Source organism: Vreelandella songnenensis (genome assembly GCF_003002925.1).
GTDB classification, from domain to species: domain Bacteria; phylum Pseudomonadota; class Gammaproteobacteria; order Pseudomonadales; family Halomonadaceae; genus Vreelandella; species Vreelandella songnenensis.
Genome location: NZ_PVTK01000008.1, coordinates 176798 through 197644 on the forward strand (window position 1 = coordinate 176798; position 20847 = coordinate 197644).

General features: G+C 57.2%; 21 protein-coding genes. 16 read left to right on the top strand and 5 right to left on the bottom strand.

Annotation, left to right across the window (positions count from 1 at the left end; translation table 11 throughout):
- Nucleotides 1–243: 243 nt before the first annotated feature.
- The 3 genes from B0H98_RS13715 (at nucleotide 244) to rloA3 (ending at nucleotide 3620) form a co-directional block, all read left to right on the top strand.
- On the top strand, nucleotides 244–1662 hold the full coding sequence (locus B0H98_RS13715) for a DASH family cryptochrome (RefSeq protein ID WP_106375624.1): 1419 nt from the start codon (nucleotides 244–246) through the stop codon (nucleotides 1660–1662).
- A 171-nt stretch (nucleotides 1663–1833) separates the two neighbouring features.
- Nucleotides 1834–3036: a lytic murein transglycosylase gene (locus tag B0H98_RS13720; protein WP_422822156.1), complete on the top strand. Its 1203-nt coding sequence runs from the start codon at nucleotides 1834–1836 to the stop codon at nucleotides 3034–3036.
- A gap of 38 nt (nucleotides 3037–3074) precedes the next feature.
- Nucleotides 3075–3620: a retropepsin-like aspartic peptidase RloA3 gene (gene rloA3, locus B0H98_RS13725; RefSeq protein WP_106375626.1), complete on the top strand. Its 546-nt coding sequence runs from the start codon at nucleotides 3075–3077 to the stop codon at nucleotides 3618–3620.
- A gap of 27 nt (nucleotides 3621–3647) precedes the next feature.
- Here the strand turns inward: rloA3 and B0H98_RS13730 are convergent, their stop codons facing one another.
- Nucleotides 3648–4361 carry a 16S rRNA (uracil(1498)-N(3))-methyltransferase gene (locus B0H98_RS13730; protein WP_106375627.1) on the bottom strand — a complete coding sequence of 238 codons (714 nt, stop codon included), beginning with the start codon at nucleotides 4359–4361 and terminating at the stop codon, nucleotides 3648–3650.
- Nucleotides 4362–4484: 123 nt separating this feature from the next.
- On the opposite strand from B0H98_RS13730, the gene phaR reads away from it, so the two are divergent.
- From phaR to B0H98_RS13765, 7 genes are all read left to right on the top strand, one after another.
- Complete coding sequence (gene phaR, locus B0H98_RS13735; protein WP_106375628.1) at nucleotides 4485–4949, top strand: polyhydroxyalkanoate synthesis repressor PhaR; 465 nt, start codon at nucleotides 4485–4487, stop codon at nucleotides 4947–4949.
- A gap of 67 nt (nucleotides 4950–5016) precedes the next feature.
- Complete coding sequence (gene purD, locus B0H98_RS13740; RefSeq protein WP_106375629.1) at nucleotides 5017–6306, top strand: phosphoribosylamine--glycine ligase; 1290 nt, start codon at nucleotides 5017–5019, stop codon at nucleotides 6304–6306.
- A 60-nt stretch (nucleotides 6307–6366) separates the two neighbouring features.
- A complete protein-coding gene (locus B0H98_RS13745) occupies nucleotides 6367–6807 on the top strand; it encodes an acyl-CoA thioesterase (RefSeq protein ID WP_106375630.1) in 441 nt (146 codons plus the stop codon).
- Complete coding sequence (locus B0H98_RS13750; RefSeq protein ID WP_106375631.1) at nucleotides 6807–7679, top strand: phosphoribulokinase; 873 nt, start codon at nucleotides 6807–6809, stop codon at nucleotides 7677–7679. Before B0H98_RS13745 ends, B0H98_RS13750 begins: the two co-directional genes overlap by 1 nt.
- A gap of 59 nt (nucleotides 7680–7738) precedes the next feature.
- Complete coding sequence (locus tag B0H98_RS13755; protein WP_106375632.1) at nucleotides 7739–8080, top strand: histidine triad nucleotide-binding protein; 342 nt, start codon at nucleotides 7739–7741, stop codon at nucleotides 8078–8080.
- 68 nt (nucleotides 8081–8148) lie between these two features.
- Nucleotides 8149–8790: a 2-polyprenyl-3-methyl-6-methoxy-1,4-benzoquinone monooxygenase gene (coq7, locus tag B0H98_RS13760; RefSeq protein ID WP_106375633.1), complete on the top strand. Its 642-nt coding sequence runs from the start codon at nucleotides 8149–8151 to the stop codon at nucleotides 8788–8790.
- A 117-nt stretch (nucleotides 8791–8907) separates the two neighbouring features.
- The gene (locus B0H98_RS13765; protein WP_106375634.1) at nucleotides 8908–9066 is read left to right on the top strand and encodes a DUF1328 domain-containing protein; all 159 of its coding nucleotides are present in this window, start codon (nucleotides 8908–8910) and stop codon (nucleotides 9064–9066) included.
- Between the two features lie 100 nt (nucleotides 9067–9166).
- Here the strand turns inward: B0H98_RS13765 and ettA are convergent, their stop codons facing one another.
- From ettA to B0H98_RS13785, 4 genes are all read right to left on the bottom strand, one after another.
- Complete coding sequence (ettA, locus tag B0H98_RS13770; RefSeq protein WP_106375635.1) at nucleotides 9167–10828, bottom strand: energy-dependent translational throttle protein EttA; 1662 nt, start codon at nucleotides 10826–10828, stop codon at nucleotides 9167–9169.
- A gap of 229 nt (nucleotides 10829–11057) precedes the next feature.
- Nucleotides 11058–11264, bottom strand: a complete 207-nt coding sequence (locus B0H98_RS13775; protein ID WP_106375636.1) for a PA3496 family putative envelope integrity protein — start codon at nucleotides 11262–11264, stop codon at nucleotides 11058–11060.
- 134 nt (nucleotides 11265–11398) lie between these two features.
- Nucleotides 11399–11851: a PAS domain-containing protein gene (locus B0H98_RS13780; protein ID WP_106375637.1), complete on the bottom strand. Its 453-nt coding sequence runs from the start codon at nucleotides 11849–11851 to the stop codon at nucleotides 11399–11401.
- 174 nt (nucleotides 11852–12025) lie between these two features.
- The gene (locus B0H98_RS13785) at nucleotides 12026–13339 is read right to left on the bottom strand and encodes an MFS transporter (RefSeq protein WP_106375638.1); all 1314 of its coding nucleotides are present in this window, start codon (nucleotides 13337–13339) and stop codon (nucleotides 12026–12028) included.
- Between the two features lie 81 nt (nucleotides 13340–13420).
- Between B0H98_RS13785 and B0H98_RS13790 the strand changes: the two genes are divergently transcribed.
- The 6 genes from B0H98_RS13790 (at nucleotide 13421) to B0H98_RS13815 (ending at nucleotide 20695) form a co-directional block, all read left to right on the top strand.
- Nucleotides 13421–13690, top strand: coding sequence for an Rdx family protein (locus tag B0H98_RS13790; protein ID WP_106375639.1), 270 nt, complete (start codon nucleotides 13421–13423; stop codon nucleotides 13688–13690).
- Nucleotides 13687–14571: a DMT family transporter gene (locus tag B0H98_RS13795; protein WP_106375640.1), complete on the top strand. Its 885-nt coding sequence runs from the start codon at nucleotides 13687–13689 to the stop codon at nucleotides 14569–14571. The genes B0H98_RS13790 and B0H98_RS13795 overlap by 4 nt, the downstream gene beginning before the upstream one ends.
- Nucleotides 14572–14857: 286 nt before the next feature.
- The gene (locus B0H98_RS13800; protein ID WP_244183169.1) at nucleotides 14858–16285 is read left to right on the top strand and encodes a TolC family outer membrane protein; all 1428 of its coding nucleotides are present in this window, start codon (nucleotides 14858–14860) and stop codon (nucleotides 16283–16285) included.
- A gap of 170 nt (nucleotides 16286–16455) precedes the next feature.
- Entirely contained in the window at nucleotides 16456–18633 is a 2178-nt protein-coding gene (locus B0H98_RS13805) for a type I secretion system permease/ATPase (RefSeq protein ID WP_106375642.1), read from the top strand.
- Complete coding sequence (locus B0H98_RS13810) at nucleotides 18633–20063, top strand: HlyD family type I secretion periplasmic adaptor subunit (protein ID WP_106375643.1); 1431 nt, start codon at nucleotides 18633–18635, stop codon at nucleotides 20061–20063. Before B0H98_RS13805 ends, B0H98_RS13810 begins: the two co-directional genes overlap by 1 nt.
- A complete protein-coding gene (locus tag B0H98_RS13815) occupies nucleotides 20063–20695 on the top strand; it encodes a response regulator transcription factor (RefSeq protein WP_106375644.1) in 633 nt (210 codons plus the stop codon). Before B0H98_RS13810 ends, B0H98_RS13815 begins: the two co-directional genes overlap by 1 nt.
- Nucleotides 20696–20847 lie beyond the last annotated feature (152 nt).

Genomic DNA, 20847 nt, shown 5'->3' on the forward strand with positions numbered 1-20847 from the left:
TACATGTTTATGTACAATAATTGTACTGTATAAGTTATGATGTCTACGTTTTTGGTGCGCCACGCATCTTTTAACTGTTTAAATTCGCTGACGCTACCCGTTTTACCCAACACATTCAGTGTGCGATTACTACCAGCGCTTATTTTCCTTAGACGATAAGTGTGCTCCTGGAATCGATGCGCTACTGCAGTAAGCGCGGCCATCACGACACCAGGCAGCAACGCATGCCGAGGAGGCAAGACCATGAACAGCACGATCGATATTGTCTGGCTGCAAGACGATTTGCGTGTCGCCGATAATCCCTTACTGCGTTTTTCATCAAGACCCGATCAGTTACTGTGTCTTTACGTGTTGAACCAGAAGTGGCTTGAACCTGCTGTCGAAGGCGAATCGACGCCCCGGATTGGCCCCGCTCGGCTACGGTTTTTGTGGCAAAGCCTGATGGAGCTACGTGGCGAGCTGTTGCAACTTGGCAGCGATCTGCTGGTGCGTATTGGCGACCCTGCCGAGGTCGTTGTTCACGTTGCGGCTTCGCTTGATGCCCGCGAAGTGCGCGTGGCAAAGCACCCAGGATTTGAAGAGACACGGCATATAGATGCCGTATCGCGCGCCTTGCCTCCCACGACCACGCTGAAGACGCTGGAAGGTGGTTGCCTGCTGGATAGTCATGAGCTGCCTTTTGAGCTCGAGGCGCTGCCGGAAAGCTTTTCCGCCTTCCGTCGCTGTATTGAAAAAAACGCCACTATTCCCAGCGCACTGCCCGCGCCTTTTACCCTGCCCGGCTGGCCGGAAGCGCCGCGAGGGTTTCCGCCTCTAAAAGCCGTATGTGCTCAAACGGCACGCTGGCAGCCTGATGAGCGTCAGGGCATGGTGTATGTGGGGGGCGAAAATGCTGCCCATGAGCGTATGCAGCACTATATCTGCCGCCAGAACGGCCCTGCCAAGTACAAGAAGACCCGCAATGGTTTACTCGGTACAGACTTTTCGACCCGACTTTCGACCTGGCTCGCCCGTGGCTGCCTGTCAGCGCGGCAAGTGCGCGATAAGGTGCTTGCCTGGGAGCAGGCGCACGGTAGCGACGAATCCAGCCAACTGATCATTTTCGAGCTTCTCTGGCGCGAATATTTTCATCTGGCTGCCCGGCTGGAAGGGGCCAGGCTTTTTGGCCAGCAGGCACTTCCGGTCCCATGTCAGGCGTTCAACGTGTGGCGCGAAGGCAGAACCGGCGTACCCTTTGTAGATGCTGCGATGATCGAGCTGCGTCAGACGGGTTGGATCTCCAACCGGGCGCGGCAGAACGCGGCAAGCTTTCTGGTCAAGGATCTGAATGTTGACTGGCGCCTGGGGGCCTGCTGGTTCGAGCACTGCCTGATCGATTATGACGTGGCCAACAACTGGGGGAACTGGCGCTATATTGCTGGCGTAGGGCGTGACCCGCGTCAGGACCGCTATTTCAACGTGCTCAAGCAGGCGAGTTACTACGACCCGAAAGGTCTCTATGTCGCTTATTGGCTGCCCGCCCTGGATTCGCTTCCCCATGGGGTCGAGCGGCACCAGCCTTGGCGAAGCGCGCCGGCCCAGTTTGCCAAGCCCTACGTCATGCCAGAAGAGTGGCAGCGCTGGCTGGTACCGCGTAGCGAGCTTGAAGAGACAGACGAATAGCCTGGGCGAAATGTCGTCAAGCGGCGGGCGTTTTCGTACAAACTCTGGTATCCGGTTATTTTCTAGGCCATTATCAGCCTTGCCAAGGATTGCCCAAGGATAGACGCTATGTCTCTTAAGACCGATTTACCGCTGCGCCGCCTGCTGTGTCACGCCACCCTTACCGCTGGCATGGTTTCGCTGCTGATGGGCGGCAGCGCTTATGCAAGCCCTCAGTTGATGAGCGAAGTGGATGCTCGCGGTGCCCAGGAGCTGCGCTATGCCAATTTTGCGCAGTGGGTCAGCGACTTTCGCCGTTTTGCCGCCGCTCAGGGAATCAGCGAGGCAACCCTTGCCTCAGCGCTCGATGGCGTCCGCTACCGTGACCGCGTCATTGAGCTTGACCGTTACCAGCCCGAGTTTGTACGGCCTATCTGGGACTATCTGGATTCCGCAGCATCCGAAACCCGTGTCAATACCGGGCGCGAGCGGCTAGCCGAGCATCGGCAAACCGCGCTTGAAATGCAGCAGCGTTTTGGCGTACCGGCTGAAATCATCGTGGCTATCTGGGGTATCGAGAGTAACTACGGCAGCAATTTCGGTGACTTTTCCACCATCGAGGCGCTCGCTACGCTGGCCTACGACGGCCGGCGCCACGAGTTCGCTCGAGGAGAGCTGCTGTCGGCGCTGCGCATCATCGACCAGGGCGATATCTCCGCCGAGCGCATGAAGGGCTCCTGGGCGGGTGCCATGGGCCATACCCAGTTCATACCCAGCAGTTTCGAAGCCTATGCGGTCGATGGCGATGGTGACGGGCACCGTGATATCTGGGGCAGTATCCCTGATGTCATGGCCTCAACGGCCAACTACCTGGCAAAAGCCGGGTGGCAGACCGGCCAGCCCTGGGGTGTGGAAGTGGTACTGCCAGCCTCCTTTGATTACGCTCAGACGGAACGGCGCAGCAGTGCCGAGTGGGCAAGTCAGGGTGTACGCGCCCAGAAGGGCGGGGAGCTTCCTGATTTCGAAAGCGCCGCCGTGGTGATTCCCGCCGGTGCCAACGGCCCTGCCTTTCTGACAGGCCCTAACTTCCGGGCGATTCTGCGCTACAACAACGCGACCAGCTACGCGCTGGCCGTAGCGACCCTGGCAGATAAAATTGCCGGACGCGAGGGTATTCAGCAGGCGTGGCCACGTAATGAAGCGACGCTGACCCGAGATGACGTCAAGGAGCTCCAGCAGCGCTTGAACGATGTGGGTTACTCGGTAGGTGGCGCGGATGGCGTGATGGGCCCTAACACGCGCGAGGGGCTTCGCGCCTTTCAGCGTGACCAGGGGCTGACGCCGGATGCTTTTGCTACTCAGTCGCTGCTTGAGCGGCTGCGTCAGGCTCGTTGAATCAACGAACGATCTCTTATTTCACCAAGGACGATGCTATGAGGTTTGTAAGTAAGACGCTGTTAGGCACAATGTTGGCAAGTACGCTGGCGGCAAGCGCCGTGGCAAATGACGATGACGTATTCGGCTGGATCGAGAATGCCACCATCGAACCCGGTATCATGGTCAAAGCTAAGCTCGATAGCGGGGCGCTGACCTCATCACTGGATGCACGCGATATCGAAACCTTCGAGAAAGAAGGCGAGGAGTGGGTACGCTTTCGCTTGAAGCTTGAGGATCAGATCAGCGGTGAAGAGTTCAGCGACCGCCTGGAGCGCCCGCTCTACCGTGAGCAGACCGTGCGCGGTGCGGGCGGGCGTGACGAGCGTCCTGTCGTACTGTTGGAAGTGTGCATGGGCGACACTATCTACGAAGAGCAATTCAGTCTGCGCGACCGCGAAGAAATGCTCTACCCGATGCTGCTGGGGCGCCGCACCATCAGCCATCTGGGGCTTTTAGATGTGCGTAACACCTTCTTGCAGGACCCCGACTGTGGTGACGACGCCACCGTTGTTCGCCACGACCCTGAGGACGATCAGTCCTGATGGGGTAGCCTAAGCTGTAGAACGTGTTTAAAACAGCCGTGACAGCAGTGCCGTCACGGCGGTTTCAACACGCAGGATACGGGGGCCTAGATGCATTCCCTGGCACCCCGCTTCCTGAAGCTTTTCAACTTCCCAAGGAATAAACCCGCCTTCCGGGCCTACCAGCAGCAGCGTTTGCTCGCTGATGCCCCGCGGACATTCCATTGGCATACCCGGATGAGCGACCAGCCCACGCCGCTCGCCCAGTAATGCTGGCAGCTGCTCTTCGATAAACGGCCTGAACCCTTTGCTCAGAACAACGCTGGGTAGCCGCGTGTCGCGCGCCTGTTCAAGGCCCAGTACCAGATGCTGATGAATCTTCTCCGGCAAAAGCTCCGGTGACTGCCAGTAGCTTTTCTCGACCCGCTTGGTGTGCAGCAGCGTAATGTCTTTAACCCCGAGTGCGGTAACATGCTCAAGCGTTCGCGCCAGCATGCGAGGGCGGGGAAGCGCGAGCACCAGATGAACGGGAAGCGCTGGCGGCGGCGCCTCGGTAAGGGGTTCAAGCGCGAAGATGGCGAGTTCGCGGGTCAGCTCGATAAGCTGCGCCTTGCCCATCTTGCCACCTTGAACGCCCACGGTCAGCCGGTCGCCAGGAGTGGCGCGATGAACCTCGCGCAGGTGGGCAAGCCGTCGCGGGTCGCTGATACGTGCCTGGCCCTGCTGATCGAGTTCGCCGGGATGAAGCAAAATCAAATTCATAATCGGTATCTATTGGTCAAAGGATTGGCGCACTAATCTGGTCACATGGCTTGCATGGGCGCGTGGTGCAGGCACAATAATAGCATTGGGGGAGTGCCCCTATCGCGTTTAAGGAGATACGCAGTGCGCGTCATTCGCAAATATGCCAACCGCAGGTTGTACGATACCCAGCAGAGCCGTTATGTAACGCTTGAAGACCTGCGCCACCTGATTATCGAAGAAGAATCCTTTCGTGTGGAAGATGCTAAAAGTGGCGAGGACCTGACACGCACCATTCTGCTTTCCATCATTATCGAGCAGGAGCAATCCGATAACGACGCGGAAGTGTTCTCCAACGACCTGCTGGCTCAGCTGATCCGAGTGTACGACATGTCGTCCCCGCTGCCGCTGGCGCGTTATCTTGAGCAGGGTACCCAGCTGATGCTCGAGCAGCAGAAGCGTTTGCAGACACAGTGGCAGCAGGCCATGCGCCACACGCCCATGGAGTTCATGCGTGAGCTGGCCGAAGAGAACATGCGCTTCTGGCAAAAGACGCTGAATCAGACGCCTCAAGAGCGCAAGGGTGACGATGAGGATAAAACCTCCTGACACCACGTAAGCCCACCTTGTGGCATAATGCGGCGCATAATCGCTCTCCCGTTCGAGAAGGAAGAACATGAAGGTTTTGATGATAGGTGGCGGCGGCCGCGAGCATGCCCTGGCGTGGAAACTGGCGCAATCGAGCAACGTCGAGCAGGTATTTGTCGCGCCGGGCAACGCCGGTACGGCCACGGAAGCCAAGCTGACCAACATTGATATCGCGGCAACTGATCTTGCCGGGCTTGAAGCCTTTGCGCGTGAGGAAAACATCGGCTTGACCGTGGTCGGGCCCGAGGCACCGCTGGTGGAAGGCGTGGTAGACCGCTTTCAGGCCGCCGGGCTTGCCATCTTCGGCCCCACCCAGGCCGCCGCCCAGCTCGAAGGCTCCAAATCGTTTACCAAGGATTTTCTGGCACGCCACAAGATCCCCACGGCGGCCTATCAGACGTTTACGGCAGTCGCGCCTGCGCTTGATTATTTGCAGCAGGTGGGCGCTCCCATCGTCATCAAGGCCGATGGCCTGGCCGCCGGCAAGGGCGTGATTGTTGCCATGAGTGAAGCGGAAGCCGAAGCGGCCATTCGCGATATGCTCGAAGCCAATGCCTTTGGCGACGCTGGCGCCCGTGTGGTGATCGAGGAATTTCTCGACGGCGAAGAGGCCAGCTTTATCGTCATGGTGGACGGTGAAAATATCGTACCCATGGCCACAAGCCAGGATCACAAGCGTGCGTACGACGGTGACACTGGTCCCAATACCGGCGGCATGGGCGCCTATTCCCCAGCACCGGTCGTGACGCCTGACATTGACGCTCGCGTCATGGAAGAGGTGATCGTGCCGACCGTGAAGGGCATGGCCGCCGAAGGCAACCCTTATACCGGCTTTCTGTATGCCGGGCTGATGATCGACAGCGCCGGCCAACCCAAGGTAATTGAGTACAACTGCCGCTTTGGCGACCCTGAAACCCAGCCGATCATGATGCGTTTGACATCGGATCTGGCCGAGCTTTGCCTGGCCGGGGCGAATGGTCAGCTGGCGGGCAAGAAGTGCCAGTGGGACCCGCGGGCGGCCGTGGGGGTGGTGATGGCAGCGGGTGGTTATCCCGGAAGCTACGCCAAGGGCGATGTCATCCAGGGCCTGAGTGAAGCCGAGCAGTACAGCAAGGTGTTTCATGCCGGTACCGTGCAAAACGCCGCCGGGGAGATCACCACCGCTGGCGGGCGCGTGCTGTGCGTGACGGCGCTGGGCGAAAGCGTGCGCGAGGCGCAGCAGCAGGCGTACAAGGGTGTGAGTGCGATTGCCTGGGAAGGCGCTGAGTACCGCCGTGATATCGCTTATCGGGCCATTGCCCGTGAGCAGCAGGCATAAACAACTTCATGTAACGGGGCGTTGCCCGTGCGCCGCCCGCATCATCGAAAGGATACAGGCATGGAACGTGTAAAGCTGGATTTCCCCGCTGAAGCGATTATTCATCGTCATCCCCTGACGGTGCGGGTGACCGACATGAATTACGGCCGGCATCTGGGCCATGATGCGCTGGTGTCGCTATTGCACGAGGCGCGCGTGCAGGCCTTTGCTGCCCTGGAGTTGGCCGAGTGGGACATGGCGGGCTATCCAAGCATTGTGGCGGATCTGGCCGTGCAGTATCAAAGCGAGGCGCGCTTTCCGGATGCGCTGATCATCGAAACGGCAGTGCCGGCGCCTGTGGGCAAGGCGCTGGCCGTGTATCAGCGCGTTGTTACGCGCGATGACGAGCGCGTGGTGGCCACCGCCCGAGTGAATCAACTGCTCATCGATACGAAAACAGGCAAACCCGTCACCGTGCCTGAGCCGGTGTGTCAGGCGCTGGCCAACGCGAGGGGCGCTTAATGTCGCGGGAGTATCCGATCATTGCCGTGACGGGCTCCTCCGGCGCGGGTACCACCACCGTACGGCGCAGTTTCGAGCGCATGTTCCTGCGAGAAGACGTACATGCCGCCGTGGTGGATGGCGATGCGTTTCATCGCTATACCCGCGATGATCTGCATCGAATCTTTCGCGAGGAGCCCGAGCGCAAGGACGAGCTTTCCCACTTTGCGGTCGAGGCAAACCTTCTTGACCGGCTTGAAGGGCTGTTCAACGAGTACGGAGAGCACGGCACGGGCACGTTCCGGCACTACATCCACGCCGAGGACAAGCAGAAGATCGAAGCGGGCTACCGCATCGGCACCTTTACGGAGTGGCAGTCGCTGCCGTGTGGTACCGATCTGCTCTTCTACGAAGGTCTGCACGGCGGCCTGGTGACGCAGGAGTATGATATTGCCCGCCATGTCGATCTGCTGGTGGGGGTGGCGCCCACCATGAACCTGGAGTGGATCCAGAAGATCGATCGTGATACCAAGCTGCGCGGCTACTCTCAGGAAGCGGTGATCGACACGATTCTGGGCCGCATGAATGACTACGTGCGCTATATCCAGCCGCAGTTCTCGCGCACGCATATCAACTTTCAGCGCGTGCCCACGGTGGATACCTCAAACCCCTTTGAGGTGCAGGATATTCCTACCGACGCGGAGTCGTTCGTGGTCATTCGCTTTCGCGACCCCTCGACCGTGGATTTCCCCTGGCTTCTGGCCATGATCAAGGACGCCTTCATGACACGGCCGCATACCCTTGTGGTACCAGGGGCGCGCATGTCGCTTGCCATGGAGCTTATTCTGGCGCCGCTGGTACGCCACTTGCTGGCGCAGCGCCGCTTTCGCTAAGGTTCTACGCTGACGGTTCTTTTCATGCACCGTCAACGTGACGACAACAAGGAGTGGGTATGGAGTGTCTATTCTGCAAGATCATCAACCGCGAGATTCCGGCGGATATCGTCTATGAAGATGACCATGTGCTGGCCTTCAACGACATCAGTCCGACGGCGCCCACGCACCAGCTGATCATTCCCAAGAAGCACATCGCCACCCTCAATGATATCGCACAGGATGACCTTGCCCTGATCGGCCGTCTGCAGTTCACCGCCGCCCAGCTTGCCAAGCAGCAAGGCTTTGCCGAGGATGGCTACCGGGTAGTGATGAATTGCAACGAAAGAGGCGGGCAGACGGTCTACCATATCCATATGCACTTGCTGGGCGGCCGTGACTTTACCTGGCCTGCCGGATAAGCAGCTGCCGATTGCCCTTTTACTATTTGTAGCGACTATCACCTGTTAGCCGTTATGCGGAGTACGCCATGAAGCGCCAACTTAGTCGGTCTGATGGTTTGATTCAGCAGTTCGATGCCGCGTTGCGCTCGCTGGCCCCTCATGCGGCCAAGCCTCAGCGTAATGACCCGGCAAGCAAACTTGAAGAGATGGCGTTTGACGGCCATCAGCGACGCCATACGGCGGGGCTGATGCGTGTCAATCATGTCATCAGTGTTGCCAATCAGGCGCTTTATCAGGGGCAGAGCGCCACCGCAGCGCTGCCCCATGCACGCTCCCAGATGGAGCAGTCCGCCGCGGAAGCGTTTGATCATATGGCCTGGTGCGACGCTCGGCTAATGCAGTTGAACAGCCGTACCAGCTGCTTTACGCCGCTTTTCTATGCCACCGCTTTCGGCGTAGGGGCCGCCTCAGGCCTGGCGAGCGACCGTCTTAGCCTGGGGATGGTCGCCGCCACGCGAGAGCTTGCCGGCAAGCACTATGAAGACCAGCAGACACAGCTTATTGTAGATGATCAGCGCTCGCACGCGCTGTTGCGCCAAATGGCCTCTGATGAAGCGCATCAGGCGCACCTGGCCATCGAGTCCGGCGGCATGCGCTTTCTTGGGCCGGTGAAGTGGATCATGCGCTTTATCGCTCAAGGGGTCACCAAGGGGGCTTACTACTTCTAGGTTTTCTTGACGAATAGCGGCTTATCACCAAAGCTAAGTAGTGTCGAAGCAGATCGTACGTAAGGTAACGTACGCTTTTTTTAGTTAAAAGCGTCACCAGGGAGAAGGAGAAAGACGATGCTAGGCAATGCGATGCTTTTCTTGATTATTGCAATAGTGGCAGGTGTGCTGGGGTTTTCAGGCATTGCGGGCGTCGCCTCGACGATTGCCCAGATCCTGTTTGTGCTGTTCTTGGTTCTGTTTATCGTGTCACTGTTTACCGGCAGGCGCCGCTAGCAAGAGCGCTCAGTAGGCTCGGGTTTGTCGTGACAGACAAGTAACCCAGATAAACAAAAAGCCCCTTGCGGGGCTTTTTGCATGCTGAGCTTATCAAGCATTACGCATCAATGCGCTTGTACTTCATCCGCTTGGGCGTATCGTTGCCGACCCGCTTTTTATGATCTTCTTCGTATTCGGTGTAGTTGCCATCGAAGAAGACCACTTCAGACTCGCCTTCAAATGCCAGGATATGCGTGGCAATCCGGTCAAGGAACCAGCGGTCGTGAGAGATCACCACCGCGCAGCCGGGGAATGCCAGCAGGGCTTCTTCCAGTGCGCGCAGGGTTTCAATATCCAGGTCATTCGAGGGCTCATCCAGCAGCAGTACGTTAGCCCCCTGCTTGAGGGTCTGGGCAAGCTGCAAACGCCCGCGCTCACCGCCAGACAGCTCATCCAGGCGTTTCTGCTGGTCGTTACCCTTGAAGTTGAAGCGACCTACGTAGGCACGCGAAGAGACTTCGTAGCCGTTGATATTGAGAATATCCTGCTCGCCGGACACCGCCTGCCATACGGTCTGCTTGTCATCCAGCGCATCACGCAACTGCTCGACGTAGGCGATATCCACGGTATCACCGATGACCACGCTGCCTTCATCGGGCTGTTCCTTACCCGTGACCAGCTTGAACAGCGTTGATTTACCCGCCCCGTTACCGCCCACGATACCGACAATTGCACCTTGCGGAATGGTGAAGGAGAGGTCCTGATAAAGCAGCTTGTCGTCAAAGCGCTTGGTGACGTTGTGGAATTCAATCACCTTGTCGCCCAGACGCGGACCAGGCGGAATGTAGATCTCGTTGGTCTCGTTACGCTTCTGGAAGTCACCGGACTGCATTTCTTCAAAGCGGTTAAGGCGCGCCTTGCTCTTGGCCTGACGGCCTTTGGCGTTGCTGCGTACCCACTCAAGCTCCTGCTTGATGGCCTTTTGACGCGAGGCTTCCTGCTTGGCTTCCTGAGTCAGGCGCTGCTCTTTCTGCTCCAGCCACTGGGAGTAGTTGCCTTCAAAGGGAATGCCCTGGCCGCGGTCAAGTTCCAGAATCCAGCCTGCCACGTTATCCAGGAAGTAACGGTCGTGAGTAATGGCGACCACGGTGCCGTTATAGTCATGCAAAAAGCGCTCAAGCCAGGCCACCGACTCAGCGTCCAGGTGGTTGGTAGGCTCATCGAGCAGCAGCATGTCCGGGCTTGAAAGAAGTAACCGGCAAAGCGCTACACGGCGGCGCTCGCCTCCGGAAAGGTTGCCAACCTTGGCATCCCACGGTGGCAGGCGCAGCGCTTCAGCCGCTACTTCAAGCTTGCGCTCGAGGTTATGCGCATCGGCAGCTTCGATAATGTTCTCAAGGCGGGCCTGCTCGCTGGCCAGGGCATCGAAGTCGGCATCGGGCTCGGCGTAAGCGGCGTAAACCGCGTCCAGCTTCTCCTGGGCTTCCTTGATAGCGCCCAGTGCCTCTTCGACGGTATCGCGAACGTTTTTCTCGTCGTCGAGCTGCGGCTCCTGGGGAAGGTAACCCACGTTGATACCCGGCATCGGACGAGCTTCACCTTCAAACTCTTTATCGACACCGGCCATGATACGCAGCAGTGTGGATTTACCGGCCCCGTTCAGACCCAGCACGCCAATCTTGGCGCCCGGGAAAAACGAAAGCGAGATATCCTTGAGAATTTGTTTCTTGGGCGGCACAACTTTGCCAACCCGATTCATGGTGAATACGTATTGCGCCATGGAAATCCGTTAGGTTGATGAATAACGACAGCAGTGTGCTGGAGTAGGGCTCAAATGATAGTGCGCTACGCCTGGAAAGGCCAGAAGGGGAGAGCCAAGCGTTGCAGCCCCTGCATAAAACATGCAAGGGCATGTTTAGGGGTAATAGCTCAATTACAGGAATTCAAGTCGCGAGAGGCAGACAAGTTCGCTGCCCCCTTTAAACTGAGTGCGCAATCAGAGTGTCGGGTCAAGCGTCCCAGTCATCTTCGATGTCACGCTGAAGGCGCCGCTCTTCAAGCCAGGCTTCTACCTGACGTCGAGCGCGCAGCGTATCGGCCTTGCTGGGTTTGTGCTTGCCAAACTGATCATCATTGACAGCGTCGAGGTTTTCGAACTCATCGGCTTCCAGGCTTTCGGCCGAGTAGTTTTCACGATTTAAGGGGTCACGGCTCATGGTATGCCCTCCAACCCAAGCCGGCGTACCGGCATCACAACGGCTTCTCAATGAGAGGAAGCGCCAAACGCTGTATTAGCGCCTAGCCGCTATATACCGCTAGTGGGGTTGAAGGTCAAGACTTTCTAGTGCTTTTAGAGAATATGGGCCTTGCGTTTCAGCTCATCGCTGTCCTGCAGCTCTGCAAGCGCAAGCTGGGCCTCTACTCGATCAGTGACATCTTTCTGCACGCCGATGAAATACATCAGGTTTTCTGACTCATCGAAAACCGGCGTCATGGAAAGCTCGTTCCAGAACATGGAGCCATCCTTGCGATAGTTGCGCAGAACTTCACGGCAGGGTCGCGAATCCTTCAGCGCTTCGCGGATAGCATTCAATGCTTCCTGATCACGATCATCGTTTTGCAGAAATCGGCAATCGCGATAAAGAATTTCATCTGCGCTATAGCCGGTAAGGCGCTCAAACCCTTTATTGACGTAGATGAGGATATTTTCATCGCCTTCCTGCTCGGCAACCACAATGCCATCTTCGGAAGCGTCAACGATGCGTTCAAGTAGTTCGGGGCTGATCAGGGGAGATCGTTTCATCTAAGGATTCCTGTTGCTGCCTTGGTTCTTCCGTAGCCATGGCGCTGTGTATCAGCGCTGGAGCTAAGCGGCATTTCAAATCACTTATCACTCGTAGAATAGCAAAAGCTCAGCACATCGCCGCTATTTATCGCCCATCATGGCGAGCGTTGCGGCGCTTTGCAATCAAGATTGTCATTCCACTTCGGGAAGCTTGTGGGCGCTAAACCACGCACCTGTTGCCGTTACGGCCAAAAGTATCAGCAGCGCAGCGCTTCCCAGCCATTGGGCCAGCCCGCCGATCACGCCGCCTACGAGCAGCATTAAAACGCCCGTGATGGTATTGGAAAGCGCGACATACAACGCCCGGTTATCCTGAGTGGCCATATCCACCACGTAGGTTTTACGCCCCAGGCGAACACCGTGATGCACGATGACCAATAGCCCATACACCAGCGCATAGGGCCAGACGCTTTGCGTCCATTCGCCGGGCAGCCAGGCAAAACTCGCGCCCAGCAGGCAGCACAGCACGGTACCGGTTGCGGCATTGCGCATTACCTGACGGCTTGACTGATCGGCCAGTTTTCCCCAGATAGGGCTTGCCACCAGGGCGGCTAAACCTGACACCACGACCAGAAGGCCTAGGCCTCCTAAATCCGAACCGCTTTGCTGCTGACCCAGCAGGGCAATATAGGGCAGCGCCAAGGCGCTTGAAAGCAGCAGGGCGCGGGCGACGTTAAAATGCAGAAAGTTGCGATCTTCCTTTAGCAGCGAAAGCCCAAGCTTGATGCTGTCCCAGGCGTTTTCACCGCCTTCCACCGCGCCGGCAACTTCCTTGATACGGGCAGCGCTCAGCGCGTTGAGAAGCCAGCTCAAACCGGCAATACCCAGCAGGACAGCCAAGGCCAGGTTTCCCGGTTGATCCCCCAGCAGCATCAATACGCCGCCGGCGACCAGCGTGGCGCCGCCGGCGACGCTGCCGCTCCAGCCCATGAGGGTGCCGCGCTTGCGCTTGGCAATGGTTTTGCCCATGACATCCTTGCTGGCGATCGAGGAGAGCCCGCGTGCCAGAGACAGCAGTATCAATATCACCAGCACGGCGGCACCGCCTAGGCTGCCGCTACCCGTCAGCGCAAGTCCGGCCAGGGCGAAGGCGGCAAGTGCCTGTAGTATTGCGCCCATTACCCATACACCCTTGCGCTTGGGTTTGAGGCGAATGAAACCCGCTACAAATACCTGGGGCAGCAGGGCGCCTGCTTCACGGATGGGAACCAAAAGGCCAACCATCCACACCGGTGCTCCAATAATTCCCATCAGCCAGGGTAGTACCAGGCGCGCGCTGGAAAGCTCATCGGCCAACTTGTTACCCAGCGAGGCCCAGAGGTGAAGGAAAAAGTTGCGCGGCTGCTCTGTACAGGCGCCTTCGGGAATGTCGTCGCATAAGCGGCTATCTTCATCGCCGGTCAGCCATTCAAAAAGGCGGGACTGGGAAATATGGTGTTCGGCCATTGGGGCTCCTTGGCGGTAACTGTCCTTGGATGACAAAATGCCTGAATAGAATGCCACATTATAGGAATAAGGAATCCCGACGTGTCACGAATTCAGATTCGCTACTGCACGCAGTGCCAATGGCTCTTGCGCAGCGCCTGGTATGCCCAGGAGCTGCTTTCAACTTTCGGAGAAAGTCTCGATGAGGTAGCGCTTGCGCCCTCTCACGGCGGCACCTTTGAAATCTGGTGTGATGAAACGCTGCTCTGGGAGCGCAAGCGGGATGGTGGTTTCCCGGACAGCAAGGTGCTGAAACAGCGCGTTCGAGACCGGATAGCGCCTGATCGTGACCTGGGGCACGTTGATCGATGAATCAGGATCGTCAGGCCATCATGTATGGATTGGGGGCGGTGGCCTTATGGTCAACCGTTGCTACCGCCTTCAAGGTGGGGTTGAGCTTCATGAGCCCCCTTGAGCTGATGTGGCTGGCCGCCCTGGTTTCCTGGCTGCTGATGGGCGGATTGGTCATTCGTCAGGGCAACATGAGACAAGCGCTGAACCAAGGGTGGAAAACGGCGCTTTGGGCCGGTGTGATGAACCCGGTAGCCTATTATCTGGTGCTGTTTGCCGCGTACGACCGTCTGCCAGGCCAGGAGGCCATGGCGCTGAACTACACCTGGGCGCTGGCCATGGCGTTTCTGGCCGTACCACTGCTTGGCCAGCGCTTGACCCGTGTGGATGTCATCGCCGGGTTGGTAGCTTATGCAGGGGTTTGGGTTATCGCCACACGAGGCGCGGTGCTGAACGTCTCATTCGCCGACCCGCTTGGCGTGATGCTTGCGCTTTCTTCAACGCTTCTATGGGCGCTTTATTGGCTTCTGAACGCGCGGGACACGCGCCAGCCGCTGGTGGGGCAGTGGCAGAATTTTACGGTTGGCTTGCCGGTCTTGACGGTTTTATTGCTGATTGGCCCAGGTTTTCAATGGCATAGCTGGACAGCTTTCGGGGCTGGGGTCTATGTTGGTCTGTTCGAAATGGGCATTGCTTTCGTTTTATGGCAGTTGGCGGTTCATAAAGTATCGCGAACGGCCAAGGTCTCGAATCTTATTTTCCTATCGCCCCCTGTTTCATTGTTGCTGCTTCATTTTGTCGTGGGCGAGCCGATACTGTCTTCAACCTTTGTGGGGCTTGTGTTGATCTTGACGGGGTTGGGTGTTCAGCAGCTTCAAGCCAAATCTGGCGCGGCGGGTTAACCATTATGTTTATTTTTGTTTGCATCTTGTAAGTTGGTCGTAACTTTTGTCTGATATGCTCACTTGCTAGGCCGTTTTCATTAGCTGAAATAGTAAAAACACTTATAAATAATTAGGTTTAGTGGCTATATTATTTGTTTCAATGATGAAAACACCAAGCACTTAATCTTTATGTAAGTGCAATGGGGTGGTGTAAGCAGCGGCTCCTTTGCTAGCTAACTATTATATGCACTAGGGATCTCTCTCGATGAACCGGAATATGAAAGTAAAATTAAAAAAGACTTTCTTGAATACTGCTATTCAGCCGCTGACCTTCGCCACCCTTGCCTGTCTGCCGCTATCGGCCCTGGCTCAGTCTCTGCCCGCCAGCCTTTATGCGCCGGGCGCTACTGATCTCCCCAGCACCATTCAACAAACGATTGTCAGTAATCCTGAAGTCAACGCCGCCTGGGCCAATTTCAACGCTTCCGGTAGCGATGTCAGAGCGGCCAAGGGTAACTACCTGCCCACCATCGATGTAAGAGGTGGCGTGGGTATCCAGGATCAGCAGAACGACGGGCAGGGCAGCTATAGCAGCGATTTTGCCGAGCTGACCCTGACGCAAATGGTGTTCGACGGTTTTGCCACGCGCAGCGAAGTGGAGCGTCTGGATCATACGCGCCTGATCGCCTACTTCGAGTTGCTGGGCGCCAGTGAAGACACCGCTCTGGAAGCGTTTCGCACCTATCTTGACGTGCTGCGTTATCGTGAGCTGGTTCGTCTGGCTCAGGACAACTACCGCCAGCATCAGCGGGTATTTTCACAGATCGAGGAGCGGGCACGCTCGGGGGCGGGCCGTGGGGTGGACCTTGAGCAGATCAGCGGCCGTTTGGCACTGGCAGAATCCAATCTGATGTCGGAAGCATCCAATCTGCATGATGTCACCGCACGCTATCAGCGTATTGTAGGAACGCTGCCCGCGCAGAACATGGCGCCGGCACCTTCTTTGACCAGTCAATTGCCGCCCAGCGTGAATGCCGCGGTGGAAATGGCTTTTCAAGGCAATCCGGACTTCTATGCCGCGATGGAAAACATCGAGGTACAACGCGCCGAGCAGAGTGGTGCCCGGGCGTCCTATATGCCACGTCTGGACATTCAAGGCCGTACCGGTACCAATAACCAGGATAACTCCTTGGCTGGGCGCAGCGATGAGCACAGCATCCAGCTGGTAGCGAGCATGAACCTGTACCGTGGTGGCAGTGACCGTGCGGCGTTTGATGCCGCCGCCACGCGTATCGAGCAGGCCATCAATCAGCGCGAAGTTGCCTGCACCAATGTTCGTCAAACCACCCAGATCGCCTATAACGACACCCAGCGGTTAACCGAACAGCTCAATTACCTGAACGAACACCGCCAGTCGATCGACCGGGTGCGCGGTGCCTATCAGCAGCAGTTCGATATCGGTCAGCGCACGCTGCTGGACGTTCTGGATAGCGAAAACGAATATTTCGAGGCCAGTCGCGCCTATGCCAATGCCGAGTTCGACCGCACCCTTGCCGAAGCGCGTACGCTGGCGTCAATGGGGCAATTGATGCAAACCCTTGAAGTAGCGCGCGACGATATTCCAAGCCTTGCCGAGCTTGGTTACGAAGACCCGTCGATGACCCCAGGCCAGATCTGTGCAAACGACGGCCCGCAGGGCTTTACGCTGCAAGACTTTACGACTGGCTATTAATTAAACGCTTATCCTGTCGATACTATTAACGAGCCGCGCTGTTATTTAGAGGTGCGGCTCGGTCAGGTTGTTCTGATCGTACAGGACTTGCGTGAAAGAGCTGCCAGTCATGGGCAATATTTCACGACACGATTGCTCACGTACACGATTGCTAATGTAATGAGGTCTTTGTGACGCAAAGCAAGCTGGAAATATCCAGACCCTTGCCCGGTGGCAAGCAGAAAGTCAACGATGAGCTTTTGGTGTGTCTCAAAGCCGTTGCCACGTTTCATCAGCATGAAGTGTCGAGTGAAGCCTTGATAGCCGGCCTGCCCTTGGAAGAGGGGAGGCTGATTCCTTCTGTATTTGGCCGGGCGGCAGCGCGCGCCGGGTTGACGGCGCGTATCGTGAAAAGCCGTCTGTCGGCACTCAACCCTGCGCTGTTTCCAGCCATTCTACTGCTGGAACCAGGGCGTGCCTGCGTGCTGCTGGCGCTGGATCTGAAAACCCAGAAGGCTCAGGTTATTTTTCCTGAGCTTTCTGATGCCGCTGTTGAAGTACCGCTCGATGAGCTGCACGCGGGCTACAGTGGTGAGGCCATTTACGTGCGGCCCAAATTCAGAGCGGATAATACATCCGAGCCTGGCGTAAAAAAACAGCGCGACCAGCACTGGTTCTGGGGTGTGATTCGCGAAAACCGCCGACTGTATCGCGATATCGTGTTGGGCTCGGTGGCGGTAAACCTGTTTGCCTTGGCAATGCCACTGTTCGTGCTCAACGTGTACGACCGGGTGGTGCCTAACCAGGCAACGGAAACGCTGTGGGTGCTGGCAATTGGCGTTTTCATCGTCATCTGTTTTGATCTGGCGCTGCGCCTCATGCGCTCGGGATTTGTCGATCTGGCGGCCAGCCGGGCGGATGTGAAGCTGTCGTCAGCCATCATGGCCAAGTCGCTGGGCTTGCGTCTTGAAGACCGGCCCGCCTCGACGGGCTCCTTTACCTCAACGCTGCAATCGTTTGAATCGGTGCGCGCCTTTATCGGCTCGGCCACCATTCTAGGCATTGTCGACTTGCCCTTCGTGCTGCTGTTTGCTGCCATTATCGCGCTGATCAACCCTTGGCTGGTACTGCCCGTACTGGCAGGCATCGTGTTTATACTCCTCTACGCATTGGCGGCCCAAGGCAAGCTACACGAGCTTTCGCAGACGACCTGGGAGGTAGGCGCCAAGCGCAATGCGTTACTCGTCGAGTCCATTTCACAACTGGAAACGGTAAAAGCGCTGCGCGCTGAGAGCCGTATTCAGCGCCACTGGGAGAAAGCGTCAGCCTTTCTGTCGCGCACCGGGGCTCAGTTGAAACACGTCAGTACTTCCGTTTCCAGCGTGGCGCAGTGGTCTCAGAGCAGTGTTGCCGTGTGTGTCATCATCGTGGGTGTGTACCAGATCATCGAAGGCAACCTGACTCAAGGCGGCCTGATTGCTGCCTATATGCTGTCATCTCGGGCCATGGCACCAATCAGTCAGGCGGCTGCGCTGCTTGCCCAGTACCACCAGTCTTCCACGGCGCTCGAGTCGTTGAACAAGGTGATGGATAAGCGCGTCGAGCGCCACGAAGGCAAGGCTTATGTTGAAAAGCCCAGCGTAGCCGGCAATATTCGGCTGGAAAAAGTCACCCTGCGCTACCCTGACGAAGAGCGCGAAGCGCTCAGGGAAGTCTCCATTTCGATCAAGGCAGGCGAGAAGATTGCCCTGCTGGGGCGAATCGGCTGTGGTAAATCCTCGCTGAATAAGCTGATCCTCGGCTTTTATCAGCCTACCTCGGGCTCTATTTTGCTGGATGATGTTGATATCCGTCAGTTGGATCCTCTTGAGCTTCGTCGCCATATTGGCTACGTACCGCAGGATGTCAGCCTGTTTGCCGGTTCGCTGCGCGACAACATCGTTGCCGGCGGCGGGAGCGATCATGTAGACGATGATGAGCTGCTGCGGGCGTTGCAGATTGCCGGGCTTGAGTCGCTGGTGAACGGGCATCCCAGCGGTATCGATCTACAGGTCGGTGAGCGAGGCCAAGCGCTGTCCGGTGGCCAGAAGCAGTCGGTCGCCATCGCGCGGGCGTTGGTGCAAGACCCTTCCATACTGCTGCTTGATGAGCCTACCAGCTCAATGGATAACGCCAGCGAAGAGGCTTTCAAGGCCAACCTTACCAAGGTTGCCGAAGGCAAGACGGTGCTGGTCGTGACTCACCGTACGTCGCTGCTGTCTCTGGTTGATCGCATCATCGTCATGGACGCTGGCAGAGTGGTTGCCGATGGCCCGCGTGATACGGTGGTGGAAGCGTTGCGCAACGGTCAGATAGGGAGGGCATCGTAATGGCTCGCAAGTCCTCATCGACGGCGGAGCAGAAAGGCTTTGATGCCATCGGCCGGTTTTCCGAAAAAGGCCAGAAACCGTTTCGCCCGTTCATGGACCGCCTGTTCGCCCGGCGCGTAACATCTGCCCATCTAAACCGCGACTGGGCAAGCGACACCGACTGGGCGCGCATGCAGCAAGAGCCCATCCGTGCCCGGCTTTTTCTGTATACCGTCTTGATCACGCTGATTGCCCTGCTGGTGTGGGCCTACTTTGCGTCCATTGATGAAGTTACTCGGGGCGCTGGCCGGGTCATACCGGCAAGCCAGCTGCAGCGTATCCAGTCCTTTGATGGCGGGGTGGTCGAGCAGATCATGGTGCGTGAAGGCCAGATTGTGAGCGCAGGCGATGTGCTGATGCAAATCGATCCTACGCGTTTTGTGTCCGACTTTCGTGAGAACCGTGCGCAGCGCTTTGCCCTTCAGGCGCGCGCCGAGCGGCTTCGGGCGCTGGCTACCGATACCGACTTCGAACCTTCTGAAGAGCTGCGCCAGGAAGTGCCGGATATCATCCTGCAAGAGCGAGAAGCCTACGAAAGCCGGCGTGAAGAGCTGCGCGAGCAGAGCAATGTGCTGGGTGACCGTATCCGGCAGCGTCAGGAAGAGCTGCGCGAGGCGGTTGCGCGCCGCGATACCGCTCAGCGTGAAGTCAATATGGCAAGCCAGGAGCTTAACCTGACTCGCCCGCTGCTCGCTTCAGGTGCAGTGTCGGAAGTTGAAATACTGCGCTTGCAGCGTCAGGTGTCTGCAGCCAGCGGTGAGCGGAGCCAGGCGGATGCGGCGGTTTCTCGTCTAGAAGCGGCTGTAGAGGAAGCCGAAACGCAGCTTCGGGAGCTAAGTGCCGAGCGCAGAAGCGAATGGCGCAACGACCTGGCCCAGGCCATAGGCGACCTGAACGCCCTCCAGCAGTCGGGTACCGGGCTTCAGGACCGCGTGCGGCTTACCGAAATACGTTCACCTGTCGACGGCGTGGTACAGCGCATCCATATCAACACCATCGGCGGGGTTGCCCAGCCCGGTCAGGAAGTGGTCGAGATTGTGCCAAGCGACGACCAGCTATTGGTAGAGGCACGAATCGCCCCGCAGGATATTGCATTTCTACACCCGGGGCAGGCCGCCACTATCAAGCTGACCGCCTACGACTACGCCATTTACGGCGGGCTGCAGGCCGAGCTTGAACATATAAGTGCCGATACCATCACCGACGATGATAACAACACCTTCTATCTGGTGCGGGTGCGTAGCCTGGAAAATGAAAACGTCGCCGAGCGGCTTCAGGTCATTCCCGGGATGACCGCGCAAGTCGATATCGTGACGGGAAAGAGAACGGTAATGCAGTTTATGCTCAAGCCTGTGTTAAGAGCATGGCGTGATTCAATGGGGGAGCGCTAATGGCAAATTGGTTTGTTACAACAGACGGCGACCTGAAATCGCGTTGGGAAACTGCGTTTGAAACTGCCAGGTCCGTATCTTTTGAAGCGGTTCTACCCGTAGTTCAGCCTAATGATTTGGTATGGCTTCCCACGACGATTGAAAGCTGGCCTCATTTAGTACCGCTGCTTGTGGCGGAAGGCGCCATTGCCGTAGTGCTAAGCTACACGCCAAATGATCAGGAGGCGCTTCAGGCATTGGATCTTGGCGCGCGAGGTTATGTACATACTCTGGCTGCGCCGGACGTGCTTAGACAGGTCGCCCTGGTAGTATCCAATCAGGGAATATGGGTTGGTCAAGAACTTTTGGCCAAGGTGCTGGGCGGCTCATTTGCAGCGTTACAACAGCGCAGCCAAGGAAAACCGTTTCAGCAAAATGAATATCTTGCTTTATTGACTGAGCGTGAAAGAGGCGTTGCTTTAGCAGTAGTACGAGGAGCGACGAATAAGGAAGTTGCACGTCAGCTGGATATTACGGAGCGGACAGTTAAAGCCCATTTAAGCGCAATTTTCAAGAAGCTGGTTGTGCGTGACCGACTTCAGCTAATGATTAAGCTAGCACCTGTAAGTGAGCGTTTCCCGGTACGTCTTTAAATCAATGCTTGATAGAGATGCGAAATACTTTTTCTCGGCTACGCTTTTGCCACCTAAACTGCCCTACGGTTGAGCCGCTTGATGCCTGACGATGAAGAGTTTACATATCAATGTTCTCACTGCTCAAGCAGGCTGAACTCAAAGCTACTGAA